Source organism: Mesorhizobium sp. M8A.F.Ca.ET.207.01.1.1, from assembly GCF_004794715.1.
Taxonomy (GTDB): domain Bacteria; phylum Pseudomonadota; class Alphaproteobacteria; order Rhizobiales; family Rhizobiaceae; genus Mesorhizobium.
In genome coordinates this window covers 161,975-177,802 of the sequence record NZ_SRUS01000011.1, presented here as the reverse complement: position 1 = coordinate 177,802, position 15,828 = coordinate 161,975, and the positions used below count along the sequence as shown (strand labels likewise).

At 64.8% G+C, this 15,828-nt stretch carries 13 protein-coding genes; 2 read left to right on the top strand and 11 right to left on the bottom strand.

Features of this window, described 5'->3' with window-relative positions:
• Positions 1-137 precede the first annotated feature (137 nt).
• The 7 genes from EN850_RS27790 to EN850_RS27750 all read right to left on the bottom strand — a co-directional run bounded on the left by EN850_RS27790 (position 138) and on the right by EN850_RS27750 (position 8,368).
• Positions 138-1,082 (bottom strand): ABC transporter permease, encoded by a 945-nt coding sequence (locus EN850_RS27790; protein ID WP_136092710.1) that lies wholly within the window; start codon positions 1,080-1,082, stop codon positions 138-140.
• The gene (locus EN850_RS27785; protein ID WP_136092709.1) at positions 1,079-2,134 is read right to left on the bottom strand and encodes an ABC transporter permease; all 1,056 of its coding nucleotides are present in this window, start codon (positions 2,132-2,134) and stop codon (positions 1,079-1,081) included. The genes EN850_RS27790 and EN850_RS27785 overlap by 4 nt, the downstream gene beginning before the upstream one ends.
• Before the next feature lie 255 nt (positions 2,135-2,389).
• Positions 2,390-3,901 carry an ABC transporter ATP-binding protein gene (locus tag EN850_RS27775; protein WP_136092708.1) on the bottom strand — a complete coding sequence of 504 codons (1,512 nt, stop codon included), beginning with the start codon at positions 3,899-3,901 and terminating at the stop codon, positions 2,390-2,392.
• Positions 3,902-4,132: 231 nt separating this feature from the next.
• Positions 4,133-5,164, bottom strand: coding sequence for a BMP family protein (locus EN850_RS27770; RefSeq protein ID WP_136092707.1), 1,032 nt, complete (start codon positions 5,162-5,164; stop codon positions 4,133-4,135).
• 336 nt (positions 5,165-5,500) lie between these two features.
• Positions 5,501-6,706 (bottom strand): 3-oxoadipyl-CoA thiolase, encoded by a 1,206-nt coding sequence (gene pcaF / locus EN850_RS27760; RefSeq protein ID WP_136092706.1) that lies wholly within the window; start codon positions 6,704-6,706, stop codon positions 5,501-5,503.
• Between the two features lies 1 nt (position 6,707).
• Positions 6,708-7,514 (bottom strand): CoA-transferase subunit beta, encoded by an 807-nt coding sequence (locus EN850_RS27755; protein WP_135922003.1) that lies wholly within the window; start codon positions 7,512-7,514, stop codon positions 6,708-6,710.
• Positions 7,511-8,368, bottom strand: a complete 858-nt coding sequence (locus EN850_RS27750) for a CoA transferase subunit A (protein ID WP_136092705.1) — start codon at positions 8,366-8,368, stop codon at positions 7,511-7,513. Before EN850_RS27750 ends, EN850_RS27755 begins: the two co-directional genes overlap by 4 nt.
• A gap of 121 nt (positions 8,369-8,489) precedes the next feature.
• Here EN850_RS27750 and EN850_RS27745 point away from each other — a divergent pair, with 121 nt between their 5' ends.
• Complete coding sequence (locus EN850_RS27745) at positions 8,490-9,260, top strand: IclR family transcriptional regulator C-terminal domain-containing protein (RefSeq protein WP_136092704.1); 771 nt, start codon at positions 8,490-8,492, stop codon at positions 9,258-9,260.
• Positions 9,261-9,484: 224 nt separating this feature from the next.
• On the opposite strand, the gene EN850_RS27740 is transcribed toward EN850_RS27745, so the two are convergent.
• From EN850_RS27740 to EN850_RS27725, 4 genes are read right to left on the bottom strand one after another with little or no spacing between them, the layout of a single operon-like run.
• Positions 9,485-10,783 carry an FAD-binding oxidoreductase gene (locus tag EN850_RS27740; RefSeq protein ID WP_189521903.1) on the bottom strand — a complete coding sequence of 433 codons (1,299 nt, stop codon included), beginning with the start codon at positions 10,781-10,783 and terminating at the stop codon, positions 9,485-9,487.
• A 2-nt stretch (positions 10,784-10,785) separates the two neighbouring features.
• Positions 10,786-12,168: a glutamine synthetase family protein gene (locus EN850_RS27735; RefSeq protein ID WP_135930047.1), complete on the bottom strand. Its 1,383-nt coding sequence runs from the start codon at positions 12,166-12,168 to the stop codon at positions 10,786-10,788.
• A gap of 5 nt (positions 12,169-12,173) precedes the next feature.
• Positions 12,174-13,457 carry a glycosyltransferase gene (locus EN850_RS27730; RefSeq protein ID WP_135916592.1) on the bottom strand — a complete coding sequence of 428 codons (1,284 nt, stop codon included), beginning with the start codon at positions 13,455-13,457 and terminating at the stop codon, positions 12,174-12,176.
• An 11-nt stretch (positions 13,458-13,468) separates the two neighbouring features.
• Positions 13,469-14,407 (bottom strand): GntR family transcriptional regulator, encoded by a 939-nt coding sequence (locus EN850_RS27725; RefSeq protein ID WP_135883236.1) that lies wholly within the window; start codon positions 14,405-14,407, stop codon positions 13,469-13,471.
• Positions 14,408-14,638: 231 nt separating this feature from the next.
• Here EN850_RS27725 and EN850_RS27720 point away from each other — a divergent pair, with 231 nt between their 5' ends.
• Positions 14,639-15,703 (top strand): spermidine/putrescine ABC transporter substrate-binding protein, encoded by a 1,065-nt coding sequence (locus tag EN850_RS27720; protein ID WP_127278191.1) that lies wholly within the window; start codon positions 14,639-14,641, stop codon positions 15,701-15,703.
• Positions 15,704-15,828: the final 125 nt, after the last annotated feature.

The following is a 15,828-nucleotide window of genomic DNA, read 5'->3' as shown; positions in this document are numbered from 1 at the left end:
TTGCTATTTTCCGGTCATTGGCAGAATTATTTTCTCAGTGATCGCCAAAAATTGGTGTGAAATTGCTGTGGGGATCGATCTGAGCGATCGACTGACGCAGCATGGCGGCATCCCTAGCGATGCAGGAAGGTTCTTGCCTACCGCTCCTCTCGTCGAAACGGCTTCAGCAGCGCCGAGGGTGCCACCGCGTTGCGCGACATCACCGCCATGGCGACAATCGTAAAGATGAAGGGCAGCATCAGGAACGCCTCGTAAGGGATGTGCCCGAGCCCGCTCGCTTGCATGCGCAGCTGGAGCGCGTCGACGAAGGCAAACAGCAGCGCCGCACCCGCCGAGCGCCACGGATCCCAGCGGCCGAACACGACCAGCGCGATTGCCACCCAGCCGCGTCCGGACACCACGCCGAAGGTGAAGGCGTTGAACTGCGCCATCGACAGGAAGGCGCCGGCGAGCCCCATCAGTGCACCGCCAAGGATGACGGCCTGGAAGCGCGTGGCAATGACGCTGACGCCGGCGGAATCGGCGGCACGCGGGTTCTCGCCGACCATGCGCACCGACAGGCCCCATGGCGTGCGGTAGAGCACGAAGGCAGCGAGCGGGATGGCCAGGATCGCCATGTAGACCAGCGCGAACTGGTTGAACACCGCCGGCCCGAGAACCGGAATGTCCGACAGAACCGGTATCGGCAGCGTCTGAAAACCCTTGATGCTCGGCGGCACCGATTGCTGGCCGAAGATCAGCCGGTAGAGGAAATAGGCAAGCCCCGAGGAGAACAGTGTCACGCCGATGCCGCAGACATGCTGGCTGAGGCCCAGCACCACCGTGAACAGCGCGTGCAGCGCCCCCATCAGCATGCCGGTCAGCACCGCCACCAGCACGCCCAGCCACAGGCTGCCGCTGAGGCTGGCGGCGGTGAAGCCGGTCATGGCGCAGAGCAGCATGATGCCTTCGATGCCGAGATTGAGCACGCCGGCGCGCTCGGAGAACATTTCGCCGAGCGTCGCGAAGGCCAGCGGCGTGGCGATGCGGATGATGGCGGCCAGAAAGCCGACCCGGAAAATCTGCTCGAACACCGCGCTCATGAGGACGCTCCGACGCGGCGGATGCGATAGGCGGTGAACAGCAGCGCCACCAGCATGGCAAGCAGCGCCGTGCCCTGGATGACATCGCTGAGGAAGGCCGGGACGCCGGTCGCCCGCGACATCGCCTCGGCCCCGGTCATCACCGCGGCCAGGAAGATCGCCGCCGGCACCACGCCGAGCGGATTGAGCCGCGCCAGCATGGCGACGACGATGCCGGAGTAGCCATAGCCCGGCGAGATGTCGCTCATCACCTGGAAATGCACGCCGCCGACCTCGCCGACGCCGGCGAGTCCCGCCAGCGCGCCGGAAAGCAGCGCCGTCGAGAGCAGCACGCGCTGCACGTTGATGCCGCCATATCGGGCCGCTTCCGGATTCTCGCCGGTGACCCTGATGCGGAAGCCGAGCGTGGTGCGCACGATGAGGAACCAGATCAAGGGCGCCGCGATCAGCGCCACGATGACGCCGAGATGCAGCCGCGTGCCTTCGATCAGCACCGGGAAATTGGCCGAATCCTCGATCGGCGGCGAGATGGGATAGCCGCTGAACGAATCCTTCCACGGCCCCTCGATCAGCGCCATCAGCGCGTAATAGATGACCGAATTGAGCAGCAGCGAACTGACGACGTCATCGACCTTGAATTTGACCCGCAGCGTCGCCGGGACAAGGGCTACGGCAGCACCTGCCGCGGCGCCGGCGATCGCCATCAAGAACATGGCGAGCGGCCCCGGCATCGGTATGGCGCCGACGAAGCAGCTGGCCACCGCGCCGGCCAGCAACTGCCCTTCGGCGCCGATGTTCCAGAATTTGGCGCGGAAGGCGACGGCCACCGCCAGCCCGGTGAAGATCATCGGGCTCGCGCGCACCAGGGTCTCGGTGATGGCATAGCTGTCGCCGAGCGAGGCCGTGAACATGACGCCGTAGGATTCCAGCACGCCGGCGCCGGCGAGCGCGATCAGTCCGCTGCACAGGATGAGCGTGGCCGCGATGGCGAGCATCGGCAAAGCGAGGTTGAACCAGGCGGGTGTCGAGGTGCGGACTTCGAGGCGGAACATTAGTGGCCCCCCGCTCTTGAGCTGACCGCCGAAAGTCGGCGCCGCCCCTCATCCGCCTGCCGGCACCTTCTCCCCGTATAGTGACGGGGAGAAGAAGGCTTGCCGCAACGTCGGCGACTGTTTTTGCGACGTTGGTGATTGGCGAAACCGTCGACGAGAGCGCTCCTCTCCCCGTCACTATACGGGGAGAGGATGCCGGCAGGCAGGTGAGGGGCGGCGCCGAACTCCCAGGCGAAACGTCGAAGCAAACCCATGCTACGCCTTTCCCTCCGCGCCGGTCATCAGCAGGCCAAGCCGCGCGATAGTCGCATCGGCGCTGTCGAGCGTGCCGGCGATGCGGCCCTCATACATCACCGCGACGCGGTCGCAGAGCACCAGCAGCTCTTCCAGATCCTCGCCGATGACGATGATGCCACAGCCCTTGGCGCGCATGGCGAGGAACTTTTCGTGGATGAAGCGGGCCGCGCCGATGTCGAGGCCGCGTGTCGGCTGCGAGACGATCAGGACCTTGGGATCGAAGGCCAGCTCGCGTGCCAGCAGCGCCTTCTGCAGATTGCCGCCGGACAGCGCCCCGGCGCGAGTCATCGGCCCGGGGCATCTGATATCATAGGCCTTGATCTGTTCCTCCGCGAAGGCGCGGATCGCATCGGGCTTGAGCAGCCCCCTGGCGGAGAAGGCTGATGTGCCGATGCGCGGCAGCACCATCGAATCGGCGAGTGGCAGATTGGTGACCAGCCCCGTCGTCATGCGATCTTCCGGGATGCGGCCAAGGCCCAGCGCCTGCACCTCGCGCGGCGAGAAGTGCACGACCTGTTTGCCGGCTATCGTCATTTGGCCGTTGTCGGGCGCGCGCACGCCCGAGATCACCTCCGCCAGCGCTCGCTGGCCATTGCCCGAGACTCCGGCAATGCCGAGAATCTCGCCAGCACGCACCACAAGCGACACATCGCGCAACGCGGTGCCCGAATGCCGTGAGGTCGAAATGCGGTCGAGGATCAGCACATCGGCGCCCGGTGTCGATGGCCCACGCGCCGGCGGCACGATTTCATGGCCGCACATCAATTGCGCCATTGCAGCCGACGTCGTGTTTGCCGGATCATCGACACGGCCGGCGACGCGGCCATGCCGCAGCACGGTGCAGCGATGCGTCAGCGCCCGCACCTCGTTGAGCTTGTGCGAGATGAAGATGATGCCGAGCCCCTGCGCCGCCATCGACCGCAACGCCGAAAACAGCCCGCCGACCTCGATCGGCGCCAGCACCGCGGTCGGCTCGTCGAGGATCAGGAGCCTGGCGCCGCGAAACAGCGCCTTGACGGTTTCGAGCCGCTGCTGCTCGCCCACCGACAGCGCGGAGACCGGCAGGTTGGGGTCGAGTGTCAGCCCATGCTGGCTGCTGATTTCGGCGAGCCGCACCAGCCCGCCGGCGCGATCGATCCGCCCCGCCTTACCCGGAATGCCGATGAGCAGGTTTTCCAGCACGGTCAACCGTGGCGCCAGATGAAAATGTTGATGCACCATGCCGATGCCGGCGGCCAGCGCATCCGCCGAACTGGTGATCCGCGCCGGCCGGCCCTGGATCAGGATCTCGCCGGCATCCGGCGCATAAGCACCGAACAGCACGTTCATCAATGTGGTCTTGCCGGCGCCGTTCTCGCCGAGCAAACCGAGGATTTCTCCTGGCGCCACGCTGAGATCGACAGCCTCGTTCGCCTTGACGGCGCCGAAGCTCTTGGTGATGCCGCGCATTTCGATGAGTGGGGCGGGCAAGGGTGCTCCTGACTTGCGATCCGGTGACTAACCGCAGAGGGCAACGCTGCACCCCCTCTGGCCTGCCGGCCATCTCCCCCTCAAGGGGGAGATCAGATGTCATCGGCGCTTTCGCCAATCTTCCACGTGGGAGGAAAGGCGCAAAGACCGAAGCTGCCAATCTCCCCCCTTGAGGGGGAGATGTCCGGCAGGACAGAGGGGCGCCTAGCACCAACCCCTAAAGATCTGAACTCAATCCGAAACCGGCGTATTCTCGTCGACATCCACCCGGAAATTGCCTTCCAGGATCTCGGCCTTCTTCTTCTCGACCAGATCCTTGACCTCGGCGGGCAAGGTCTTGTCGAACTTGTGGAAGGGCGCGAGATAGGAGCCGCCCTTGGCCATGCGCGAGAAATCGCCGTAGTCCTGCGCCGTGTAGACGCCGGCCTTGACCAGCTTGATCGCTTGCTCGACCGTCGGGTACATGTCCCAGACCGGGCCGGTGATGACCGTATCGGGGCCGAGGCTCGACTGGTCGGACATGTTGGAGATGGCGAGGATCTTCTTCTCGACCGCCGCCTCGATGACGCCGAAGCGTTCCGCATAGATGACGTCGACGCCGGCGTCGATCTGCGCCACCGCCGCTTCCTTGGCCTTGGGCGGATCGAAGAAGGAACCGATGAAGGCGACCTTCTTCTTGACGTTCGGATTAACCTCCTTGGCGCCAGCGAAGAAGGCATTGACCAGCCGGTTCACTTCCGGAATGCCCATCGCCGCCACCGCGCCGACCGTACCCGACTTCGACATCTTGCCGGCGATCATGCCGGAGAGATAAGCAGGCTCGTGGATCCAGTTGTCGAAGACGCCGAAATTGGGTTCGGCCGGCCCCGCGCCTGAGCCGAACAGAAATGCGGTCTTGGGGAACTGCTTGGCCGTGCGGCGCGATTCACGCTCGGCGGCGAAGGCGTCGCCCAGCACCAGCTGGTACCCGCCCTGCGCATATTCGCGCATGACGCGGCTGAAGTCGGCGGTCTGCACCTTCTCGGACCATTTGTATTCGATGCCGAGTTCCTTTTCGGCCTTCTGCAGTGCGACGTGGATCTGGTTGTCCCAGGGTTCCTCGATCGGCGTGGCGAAGATAGCGGCCACCTTCAGTTTCTTGCCCGCCGCGAAGGCCGCGCCAGGCAGCATCGCCGCGGCCAGGCCAAGCGCGCCCAGCTCCAGCACGTTGCGTCGCGACAGCCCTTCGCGCATCAAATGAGATTTGTTCTTCCGGTTTTCCATTGAAGTGCCCCTCTGTTCGACAGCCGTGTCGAGCCGGCTGTTCCCTAAGAATGTCAGACGAGGAACTATGGAACGGGTCTAGACTTTTGTCCACATGGTCAAATTTGAGAGCGGCCAATCGCTTCAGGTTGGCGCCGCCCCTCACCTGCTGCCGGCATCCTCTCCCCGTATAGTGACGGGGAGAGGGGCCTGTCATTGCCGGTTTCGCCAATCACCGGCGTTCAAAGGAGGGCGCCGGCATTGCCGCCAGCTTCCTTCTCCCCGTCACTATACGGGGAGAAGTGCCCGGCAGGGCGATGAGGGGCGGCGCCAACCCTGGCAATTTGCAGTCTCCGATCAGGCCCGTTCGAGCGCGATGGCGATGCCCTGGCCGACGCCGATGCACATGGTGGCCAGCGCGTAGCGGCCGCCGCGTTCGCGAAGCTCCAGCGCCGCCGTGCCGGAGATGCGCGCGCCCGACATGCCCAGGGGATGGCCGAGCGCGATGGCGCCGCCATTCGGATTGACGTGTTCGGCATCTTCCGCGATGCCGAGCTGGCGCAGCACGGCGATGCCTTGCGAGGCAAAGGCTTCGTTGAGTTCGATGACATCGAATTGTTTTGGCGTCAGGCCAAGCCGCGCGCAAAGCTTCTGCGTCGCCGGCGCCGGACCGATGCCCATGATGCGCGGCGCGACCCCGGCGGCGGCGCCGCCAAGGATGCGCGCGATCGGCGTCAGCCCGTATTTCGTCACCGCTGCCTCGGAAGCAACGACCAGCGCCGCCGCGCCGTCATTGACGCCGGAGGCATTGCCGGCCGTCACCGTGCCGCCTTGGCGGAACGGCGTCGGCAGCTTGGCCAGCGCCTCGACCGTGGTGCCCGCGCGGGGATGCTCGTCCTTCGACACGACGACCGCATCGCCCTTGCGCTGCGGGATCGCCACCGGAGTGATCTCCTTCGCCAGCCGGCCATTGGCTTGTGCCGCGACCGCCTTGTCCTGGCTGCGTGCCGCGAAAGCGTCCTGGTCGGTGCGTGACACGGCGAAATCCTCGGCGACGTTCTCGCCGGTCTCCGGCATGGAATCGACGCCATACTGCTTCTTCATCAGCGGGTTGACGAAGCGCCAGCCGATGGTGGTGTCGTAGATCTCGGCATTGCGCGAAAAAGCAGCGTCGGCTTTCGGCATGACGAAGGGCGCCCGGCTCATCGATTCCACGCCGCCTGCAATCAGCAGTTCCGCCTCGCCGGCCTTGATGGCGCGCGCGGCGATGGTCAGCGCGTCCATGCCCGAGCCGCACAGCCGGTTGACGGTGGAGCCCGGAATCTCCTGCGGCAGGCCGGCCAGCAGCAGCGCCATGCGCGCCACGTTGCGGTTGTCCTCGCCGGCCTGGTTGGCGCAGCCATAGACGACGTCGTCCACCGCCTGCCAGTCGATCCCGGGATTGCGCTCAAGCAAAGCCTTCACCGGGATGGCGCCAAGGTCATCGGTACGTACCGAGGACAGCGAACCGCCGAAGCGGCCGATCGGCGTGCGGATATAGTCGCAAATATAGGCCTCGGCCATGTCAGGCAGCTTTCCCTTTTCCGGTCCCCTCATGCGCCGCCTTGGTGCGGGCCTGCAGGTCGCGCAATGTCTTGAGTTCGAGTTCGCTTGGCGCCGGCGTTTCGTCAAGCGCCTCGGCGAACTTAACCACCCAGCCACAGCTCTCCTGCACCTGCAGGCGGGTAACGCCGGGATGTAGGGACACGACCGTGAATTCCTTGCTCACCGGGTCCGGCTTCCAGATGGCCAGGTCGGTGATCAGCAAGGTCGGGCCAGCGGTATCGATGCCCAGCCGCCTGCGATGATCGCCGCCCTCGCCATGGCCGAACGAGGTGAAGAAGTCGATCTTTTCAACCATGCCGCGCTTGGTCTGCGCCATGGTGATGTAGATTTCCTTCGACGACGTCGCGATCTCCGGCGCGCCGCCGCCACCCGGCAGCCTAGTCTTGGGATGAAAATAGTCGCCGATGACCGTGGTGTTGATGTTGCCGAACTTGTCGAGTTGCGCCGCGCCGAGAAAGCCGATCGAAATGCGGCCGCCCTGCAGCCAGTAGCGGAACATCTCCGGCACCGCGACGGTGGTGACTGCTGTCTCGCACAATTCGCCGTCGCCGATCGACAGCGGCAGCACGTCGGGCGCCGTACCGATCGTGCCGCTCTCATAGATCAGCGTGATGTCGGGTGCATGCGTCAGCCGCGCCACATTGCAGGCAGCCGACGGCGCGCCGATGCCGACGAAGCAGACGTCGTCGTTCCCCAGGGCCCGGCTGGCCGCGATCGTCATCATCTCGTTTGATGTAAAGCCCAAGGGGTTCTGGTTGTCGCTCATCCCGCTTTCCTCAGATGTTCGACGCGGCCCGCGAAATCGTCGGCGGCTCTTTCGATAACGTTGGCCTGCATCCACTTTTGGAATTTCTCACGGTCGGCGGCAATCTCGTCCCATTCGAGATAGGCGGCATTGTCGCGCGCATAATAGCCGTGCGCATAGGACGGATGCGAACCGCCGGGCACGATCGAAATCGCCGCGATCGTCCAGCGCGGCAGGACGGTCAGGTTCGGATGCAAATCGTCGAAATTGTCGACCACCTCCTCGACCGTCACCACGGCGCGCCTGGCCGCCAGCACCGCCTCCTTCTGGATGCCGATAATGCCTTCGACCAGCACATTGCCCTTCTTGTCGGCCTTCTGCGCATGGATGAAAGTGACATCGGGCCGGATCGACGGCACCGCCGCCAGCACCTCGCCGGTAAACGGACAGGTGACCGATTTGATGTTCGGATTGACCGCGGCAAGGCCGGCGCCGCGATAGCCGCGGAACACCGCGCAAGGCAGGCCGGCCGCGCCCGCCTCATAGGCGTTGGCCATGCCGGCATGGCTGTGCTCCTCGACCTCGATCGATCGGGGAAAACCGTTCTCGATCGCATCGCGGGCGCGCCGCAGCAGGCCGACACCGGGATTGCCGACATAGGAGAAGACGATTTTCTTCGCCATGCCCATGCCGATCATCTGGTCGTAGATCAGATCGGGTGTCATGCGGATCAGGGTCAGGTCGCGAAACCCCTGGCGGATCGCCTCATGCGCGGCAGCTGTCGGGATCAGATGGGTGAAGCCTTCGAAGGCGACCGTGTCCCCATTTTTCAGGTTTTCCGCGACGGCCTGTTTAAGCGGCAGGAACTTCACCATCGCGGCGCCCTCACAATTAGAAAAGTTCGCACTGCGAACAAAAGTATTATATGGGATACTTTCTAGCGCCTGCTCCGAGGCGGAGTCAATGCTGGCTAAATCGCTTTTGTCAGAGGATGAGATGGACAAAGAGGCCGTTTCCCGTGATCAAGTCGGCTCGCTCGGGCGCGGTCTTGCCGTGATGGAAATCCTGGCCCGGCATCCTGCGGGCATGACCCTGACCGAAATGGCCGAGGAAGCCGGCCTGACCCGCGCCGGCGCCCGTCGCTTCCTGCTGACCTTGGTCGCCACCGGCTACGCGACTCAATCCGGCCGTGTGTTCTCCCTGTCGCCGCGCCTGCTGACCGTCGCTCGCACCTGGCTCGGAGGCGCCTCGCTGTGGAGCTTCGCCGCGCCGATCATGCGTGCGGTGGCGGCGCAGTTGAACGAAGCTTGCTCGGCGGCGATCTTGTCGGGCGAGGATGTCGTCTATGTCGCCCGTATTCCTGGCCGCCGTATCCTGAGCGTCTCGCTCGATGTCGGCACCAGGCTGCCCGCCTATTGCACCTCGATGGGCCGGATGCTGCTCGCCGGGCTGACGCCAGAGGAACTCGACGCATTTCTTAGCCACGCAACCATCGAACGCCGGACGCCGAAGACGATTGTTGAAAGGCCGTTGCTGGCGAAGGCCATCGGCAAGGCTGGAACGGATGGCTTCGCCATCGTCGACGAGGAGCTGGAACTCGGCCTGCGCTCCATCGCCGTGCCGATCCGCGACAGGTCCGGACGCACGGTCTCGGCGATCAATGTCTCTACACAGTCGGCACGGTTTTCGGTCGCGGAGATGGAACGGGAGATCCTGCCGGCGCTGCTGGATGCCAGGCAGCGTATCGAGGATTTTTTTGTGGTGTAAGAGGCCTTGCTAGCCTTCCGACGTCGGCGGGCCAGCGCCCCCCTCTGCCCTGCCGGGCATCTCCCCCACTTGGGGGGAGATCGGATGCTACGCCGGCTTTCGCCAAATTTAACATTTGCAAGGAAAAGGCGGGGCGCCAAAGCTGCCAATCTCCCCCCTCGTGGGGGAGATGTCCGGCAGGACAGAGGGGGGCGCGGTCCCGCCAGCCTCTGATCGTTAGCCCCTCAATGCTTCATCCGATCCCGCATCGCGTACCACAACATCCCCAGCACATAGAGTGGCCCGCGCAGCGCCGTGCCGCCCGGGAACGGCATCGGGGTCAGCGTCGAGAACAGGTCGAGCCGCGACGCATCGCCGGTGATCGCTTCGGCGAGCAGCTTGCCCGACAGTGTCGACAGGATGACGCCCTTGCCGGAATAGCCATGCGCGAAATAGACCTCGCCATAGTGCCCGACATGCGGCAGCCGCGACGTCGTCACCGACACCAGCCCGCCCCAGGCATGATCGATGCGGCATCCCTTGAGCTGCGGGAAGGTGCCTTCCATGTGCGGCCGCACGAAGCCGGCTATATCGGCCGGCGGTGACGGCGTGTAGCGCTCGCCGCCGCCGAACAACAGCCGCCCGTCCGCGGACATCCTGTAATAGTTGACGACGAAGCGCGTGTCGGACACCGCGACATTGGCGGGGATGACGTTGCGTTTGCCCTCCAGCGGCTCGGTGGCGACGATGTAGTTGCCGACCGGCATGATGCGGCTGTTGACGCGTGGCTCCAGCCCGTTGAGCAGCGCGTCTCCCGCCAGCACGACGTGTCTGGCCCGCACCGATCCCTTTGCCGTCGAAACCCGGATCGACGGCTTCCGCTCCAGTTTCACCGCCACCGAATTCTCGTGGATGGTGACGCCGGCCGCGACAGCCGCGCGGGCAAGCCCGAGCGTATAGTTGAGTGGATGCATGTGGCCGCCGAGCGGCTCATACATCGCGCCCTGATAAGGCGTGTCGACCTTGGCCCGCGCGTCCGCCGCCGACAGGATCTCGACGTCGCGGAATTTCATCACGCTCTTGAGGCATTTGGCCTCTTCCTCGAGATCCCTGAGGTCGGAGCCGTTGACCGCGCCGACCAGATGGCCGGTCAGCCTGAGGTCGCAGTCGATGGCATGGCGCTCGATGATGCCGAGCACCAGGCCGCGTGCCTCGAAGGCGAGGTCGAACAGCACCTTCGCCCGCTCGGGTCCGTAGAGCTTGACCAGACCCTTGGCGCCCTTGCGCAGGCCGGGGATCATCTGGCCGCCATTGCGGCCCGACGCGCCCCAGCCGATCCTGCCGCCTTCGAGCAGCACCACTTTGAGGCCGCGCTCGGCCGCGTGAAGGGCGGCCGACAGGCCGGTGCAGCCGCCGCCGACGACGACCAGATCCGCCTCGACATCGCCCGCAAGGGCCGCGTGTTCCGGCGCCGGATTGGCGGTCGCGACATAATAGGATTTGCCGATATCGAGACCGGAATTGAAACCCGTCGAAGATGCCATGATCACACCTTCAGCAAGAGGTGGTCGCGTTCCCAACTCGTCACCACGCTCTGGAACAGGTCGAGCTCGACGCTCTTGACGCGCAGATAGGTCTGGAAGAAGTCCTCGCCCAGCAATGCCCGCACCGGGTCGCACGCGGTGAAGCGGTCGAGCGCCTCCTCCATGGTCTTCGGCAGCGTGCTCTTGATCTTGTAGGCATTGCCCGACGCCTCGGCCGAGCGCGCCTGCTTCTGCTCGACACCGAGATAGCCGGCAAGCAGCGAACCGGCGATCGCCAGATAGGGATTGGAATCGGCACCCGGCAGCCGGTTCTCCACCCGCCGCGCCATGCGCCCGCCGGCCGGCACGCGCAGGCCGCAGGAGCGGTTGTCATGCGACCACTCGATGTTGGCCGGCGCGCTGTGGTTCGGCCTGATGCGGCGGAACGAGTTCACGTTCGGCGCGAACAGCGGCATGATTTCGGGAATGTACTTCTGCAGGCCGCCGATGAAATGGCCGAACATCCCGGTGTCGGCATCGTCGCTGCCGGCGAAAAGCGCGTTGCCGGCCTCGTCGACAACGGACATGTGCAGATGCATCGAGCTGCCCGCCTGGGCCGCGATCGGCTTGGCCATGAAGGTCGCATGCATGCCGCATTGCTGCGCGGCCTGCCGCGTAAACCGCTTGAACAAAAGCACCTGGTCGGCGAGCGGCAGGGCGTCGCCATGCAGCAGATTGATTTCGAGCTGCGCCGTGCCCGATTCATGGATCAGCGTGTCGAGGGGCAGTCCGGCTGCCGCTGAATAGTCATAGATACGCCGGATCACCGGCTCGAATTCTTCCAGCGCCGCCATGTCATAGGGATGCTGCACGCCCTCGGCGCGGCCATTGGCACCGACCGGCGCGGTCAGCGGCTTGTCCGGATCGGGATTGGGCGCGGTAAGGTAGAATTCGAGCTCGGGTGCGACCACCGCGCGCCAGCCGCGCTGGCGATAGAGATCGAGCACGGCGCGCAGCACATGACGCGGCGAAGCCATCCACGGCCTGCCATCCATATGAAAGGCATCGGCGAAAACATAGGCCTTCCCCGCCCCGGCGCCCGGCGCCAGGCACAGCGTCGAGACATCGGGCACCATGCGCATGTCGGGGTCCGAATAGGCAAAACCCTCGTCGATCGAGCCGGAATAACGGCCGTCGATGCTGACCAGGAAGGCGCTGCTCGGCAGGTAGAGCGCGCGGTCTTCCAGCGCCTTGAGGAATTTGGCGGACGGCAGCGCCTTGCCGCGCAGCACGCCGTTCATGTCGGGCACCAGGCACTCGATCTCGGTGATGCCATGCTGCGTAAGCCAGGCCTTGGGGTCGTTGCCATTGAAGAGGTTTGCGGTATTCGTATTCTTATCGAGCATTTCGTTCATGTCCGTATCAGGGAGAGAATGGCTTGCGCGGCCACGTCCGTTCCGGGTTTCAGCGCCATCTCGGCTGCATTGTCCCTGAGGCGGGCGCGCATGGCGTCATCGGCCAGCAGGCCGAGAATGGCTCTCTCCAATCCCCCTTCGGTCCAGCCGTCACGGCCGATATGGTCGCCGACGCCGGTTTCGCCGGCGCGTTGCGCATTGTCGTGCCCGTCCCAGCAATAGGGCATGATCAGCGAAGGCACGCCGAAGCGCAGCGCTTCGCAAAAGCTGTTGTTGCCGCCGTGGTGGATGAACAAGTCCGACTTCGCCACCACGGAGGGCTGCGGAAACCAGGCGTCGAGGTAGACATTGTCGGGCACCGCGCGGTAGGCATCGCGCAGGCCACCGACATTGACGATGAAGCGGGCCGGCAGCCGGTCGAATACGGCAAGCATGCGCTCGATCAGGCCGACATCCATTGCGCCGAGACTGCCGAAGCTGACATAGACCAGCGGCCCGCCATTGCGCGGGAAAACCGGCACCTCGAATGGCCCTTCCGACCGCACGCAGCCTTCGAGATAGACGAAGCGCTCGGGGTCGAGCGGCTCGGCGCGTTCGCGGCGCACGATCGCCGGCGTCAAGAGCAGATTGAGATCGGGTGAGGTTTCAAGAAACAGGCCCTTCGGCAGCGGCGCTAGGCCGCAATCGGCGCGAAAGCGGTTGAAGCGGTCATGCGCCGGCGCCGAGGCTGCGAGATATCGCGCCTCGAACGCCGCGCGTTGCGGATCGCCAGCGCCGAGGCCCGACAGATAGGGCGGCACGGCGTTGTCCGGAAGTTCCGTCTCGGCGCAGGAAACGACGCGCACCCACGGGCAGCCGGCTGCCGCTATCGCCGGGAACATGATGACATTGTCGAGCACCACCGCGTCGGGCTTCAGCCGCGCCAGCAATTGGCGCAGCGGCGCCTCGGCATTGACCGCCGTGTCGACGATCGCCTGCCAGGTCGGCGCGACATAGGTTTCGAGCTGGTCGATCGGGCTCAGCCTGAAATGCGGCAGATGCCGGCGCACGAACGCCTGCCAGTAGCTCTGGCGCTCGCTGTCGCTCAGCGGCTCCTCGGTCGGCAGCTGGTATTCCTGGAAACCATAGTCGGCAAAGACGCCGGAGAAGCCGGCATGGCAGATGAACACCGGCCGCGCGCCCTTCGCGCGCAGCGCCTGCGCGATGCCGACGCAATTCAACGCCGCCCCGAAACTGGCCTCGGGAAACAGCGCGATGGTCGGGCTCGCTCTACGCGTCAATTAAATCCTCTTCATTCCGGCCGGCTGATCATGCCGAACAGCGCGGGAGCGCCGCGACTGGCCGCCTGCGGCCGCTGGCTGCGCGACAGCCGCAGGTGGATGCGCAGCAGATCGGCAGCAACCTCATACTGCCGGCTCTCAAGATGGTCGAGTATGTTCAGGTGTTCGCGCAACGATTGCTTCAGCCGGAAGACGTTGACGCCGGCATAGATGCCCGGAAGCCGCCGCAGCCTGAGGTGATCGGCCAGCGCGTCGGCGACGAAGCGGTTGGCGCTGCCTTCGGCGATCATGCCGTGGAAATCGATGTCGAGCCGCTGGAACTCGCGTGTATCGAACGCGGCGTCGGGCAGCGCCGATAGCGCCTCCATGCCCTGGCGCAACATCGCGGCGCGCGCGCCGTCGAGCCGGAAGCCGGGCGTCAGGATGGCGGCGGGCTCCAAAAGCAGCCGGAACTCGTAGCTCTCGCCTTGCGCCTCCGGGTCATCAGGGGCGCGCCGGAACAACCAGGACTGACCTGGTGCGCGATCGAGAAGATTCTCCTCCGTCAGTCTGTTCAGAGATTTTAGTACCGTTTTCCGTTCGGCACTGTACCGCCGCATCAGCCCTGCGACGGTCACTGTCTGGTCGAGGCGCCGCGCCGAACGGTCGCGCAGGATGGCCTCGGCAAGCTCGTCTTCCTCGGCGGCGGGCAATTCGGCTGATATCGCCGGCTGCGCGGCGAGGTCGATCGCCAAGTGATATCCGGTGTCCGCCTCCCAGCGCACGACACCCTGCTCCGCGAGCAGGCTGAGCGCCGCCCGGACCGGAGTGCGCGAGACATTGCACAGCGAGGCGATCTGTTGCTCGGGCAGGCGTGCGCCGGGCGCGAAGCCACGCTGCCGCGCCACATCCAGGATGCGCTGGGCCAGATCGAGATGGTTGGTGCGAGGTCGTCGGGTTGCGGCTTGCATGACATTCTCGTGGAACGGACGTGACCTCGTTGATTTGACCCATCACCGGCGTGGACGCAATCGGCCAGATTCCGAGGCCGGTTGTCAAATTATGGATTGACGTACTTTTTTCTGCAATAGTACTGTCAGTGCAATCGGCGACAAAAGACCGCGGGAACAGGATCGATGCAGCGGCGCATGTCGCGCGGGTCCAGCACGAATTCGACGAACCAACCGGAATGGGAGCCTGCCATGACTGCTACCAGCCTGCGGCGCCGTGCGCTGAGAATGCCTTCGATCGCCCTCGGGCTTGTCGTGGCGCTGTCCGCGCCGGCGATGGCCGCCGACCTCGTCATTTCCAATTGGGACGGCTACATGGCGCCCGATGCCATGGCGTCTTTCAAGACCGCGACGGGCGTTTCCGGCGAAGTCGTGGTGCACGCCACCAATGAAGAGATCATGGGCAAGCTGATTGCCGCCGGCGGCAAGGGCTATGACGTGGTTTTCGTCTCCTCGCCCTTCGCCGAGGTTCTGAACAAGCTCGGCCTGACCGAGCCGATGGACCACGCCAAGATCCCCAATCTCGCCAACCTCTATCCCGAAGCGACCAAGCTGCCGCACGATGTCGGCAACACTTTCTCCGTGCCCTACACCTGGGGCACGACCGGCCTCTGCTACCGCTCGGACCTGGTCAAGACGGCGCCCACGAGCTGGAGCGACCTGCTGGCGCCGTCGGATGAGCTGAAGGGCAAGACCACCATGCTGGCGACTGATCGCTGGCTGCTCGCCGCCGGGCAGCTCGACAAGGGTTTCTCCGTCAACGAGACAGATCCGGCCAAGATGGCCGAGGTCAAGAACCTCTTGATCTCGGCCAAGAAAACCCTGCTCGCCTATGACGACACCACCTTCTATTCGAAACTGGTCTCCGGAGAAGCGCTGATGGTCCAGGCCTGGGACGGCTGGTGCAATTACGGCATCGCCGACAAGCCGGAGATCAAATACATCATTCCCAAGGAAGGTTCGGATCTCTGGGTCGACACGATGGTGGTGATGAAGGCCTCCGAGCACAAGGATGCCGCGTTCCAGTTCATCAACTTCATGCTCGATGCCAAGAACCACGCCTGGGCGGCCCAGAATATCGACTACAAGGTTCCGAACAAGCCGGCGATGGAAAGCCTGCCGGCCGATTTCCTGGCAAAATTTCCCAACATGGCGATGCCGGTGGCCGACCTCGTCAAGTTCGAGCAGTTGCGTGACGTCGGCGAAGCCCAGCGCGACTATTCCAAGATCGTCAGCGAGATCAAGGCCGCGCAGTAAGATCGATTGCTGGAATCACGCTTGCGTTCCTTCACGCCCCCCTTTGACCTGCCGGCCATCTCCCCCTCAAGCGGGGAGATCGGCTGGCTCGCGGGCCTTCGCCAATCTCCAGCGCAGCGCCCCCT

Bases quoted from the DNA above. Each gene is read 5' to 3' on its own strand.
- EN850_RS27755 (WP_135922003.1), bottom strand. From the start codon at position 7,514: ATGAGCGACAACCAGAACCCCTTGGGCTTTACATCAAACGAGATGATG.
- EN850_RS27740 (WP_189521903.1), bottom strand. From the start codon at position 10,783: ATGGCATCTTCGACGGGTTTCAATTCCGGTCTCGATATCGGCAAATCC.
- EN850_RS27720 (WP_127278191.1), top strand. From the start codon at position 14,639: ATGACTGCTACCAGCCTGCGGCGCCGTGCGCTGAGAATGCCTTCGATC.
- EN850_RS27725 (WP_135883236.1), bottom strand. From the start codon at position 14,407: ATGCAAGCCGCAACCCGACGACCTCGCACCAACCATCTCGATCTGGCC.
- EN850_RS27750 (WP_136092705.1), bottom strand. From the start codon at position 8,368: ATGGTGAAGTTCCTGCCGCTTAAACAGGCCGTCGCGGAAAACCTGAAA.
- EN850_RS27790 (WP_136092710.1), bottom strand. From the start codon at position 1,082: ATGAGCGCGGTGTTCGAGCAGATTTTCCGGGTCGGCTTTCTGGCCGCC.
- EN850_RS27785 (WP_136092709.1), bottom strand. From the start codon at position 2,134: ATGTTCCGCCTCGAAGTCCGCACCTCGACACCCGCCTGGTTCAACCTC.
- EN850_RS27770 (WP_136092707.1), bottom strand. From the start codon at position 5,164: ATGGAAAACCGGAAGAACAAATCTCATTTGATGCGCGAAGGGCTGTCG.
- EN850_RS27735 (WP_135930047.1), bottom strand. From the start codon at position 12,168: ATGCTCGATAAGAATACGAATACCGCAAACCTCTTCAATGGCAACGAC.
- pcaF (WP_136092706.1), bottom strand. From the start codon at position 6,706: ATGGCCGAGGCCTATATTTGCGACTATATCCGCACGCCGATCGGCCGC.
- EN850_RS27745 (WP_136092704.1), top strand. From the start codon at position 8,490: ATGGACAAAGAGGCCGTTTCCCGTGATCAAGTCGGCTCGCTCGGGCGC.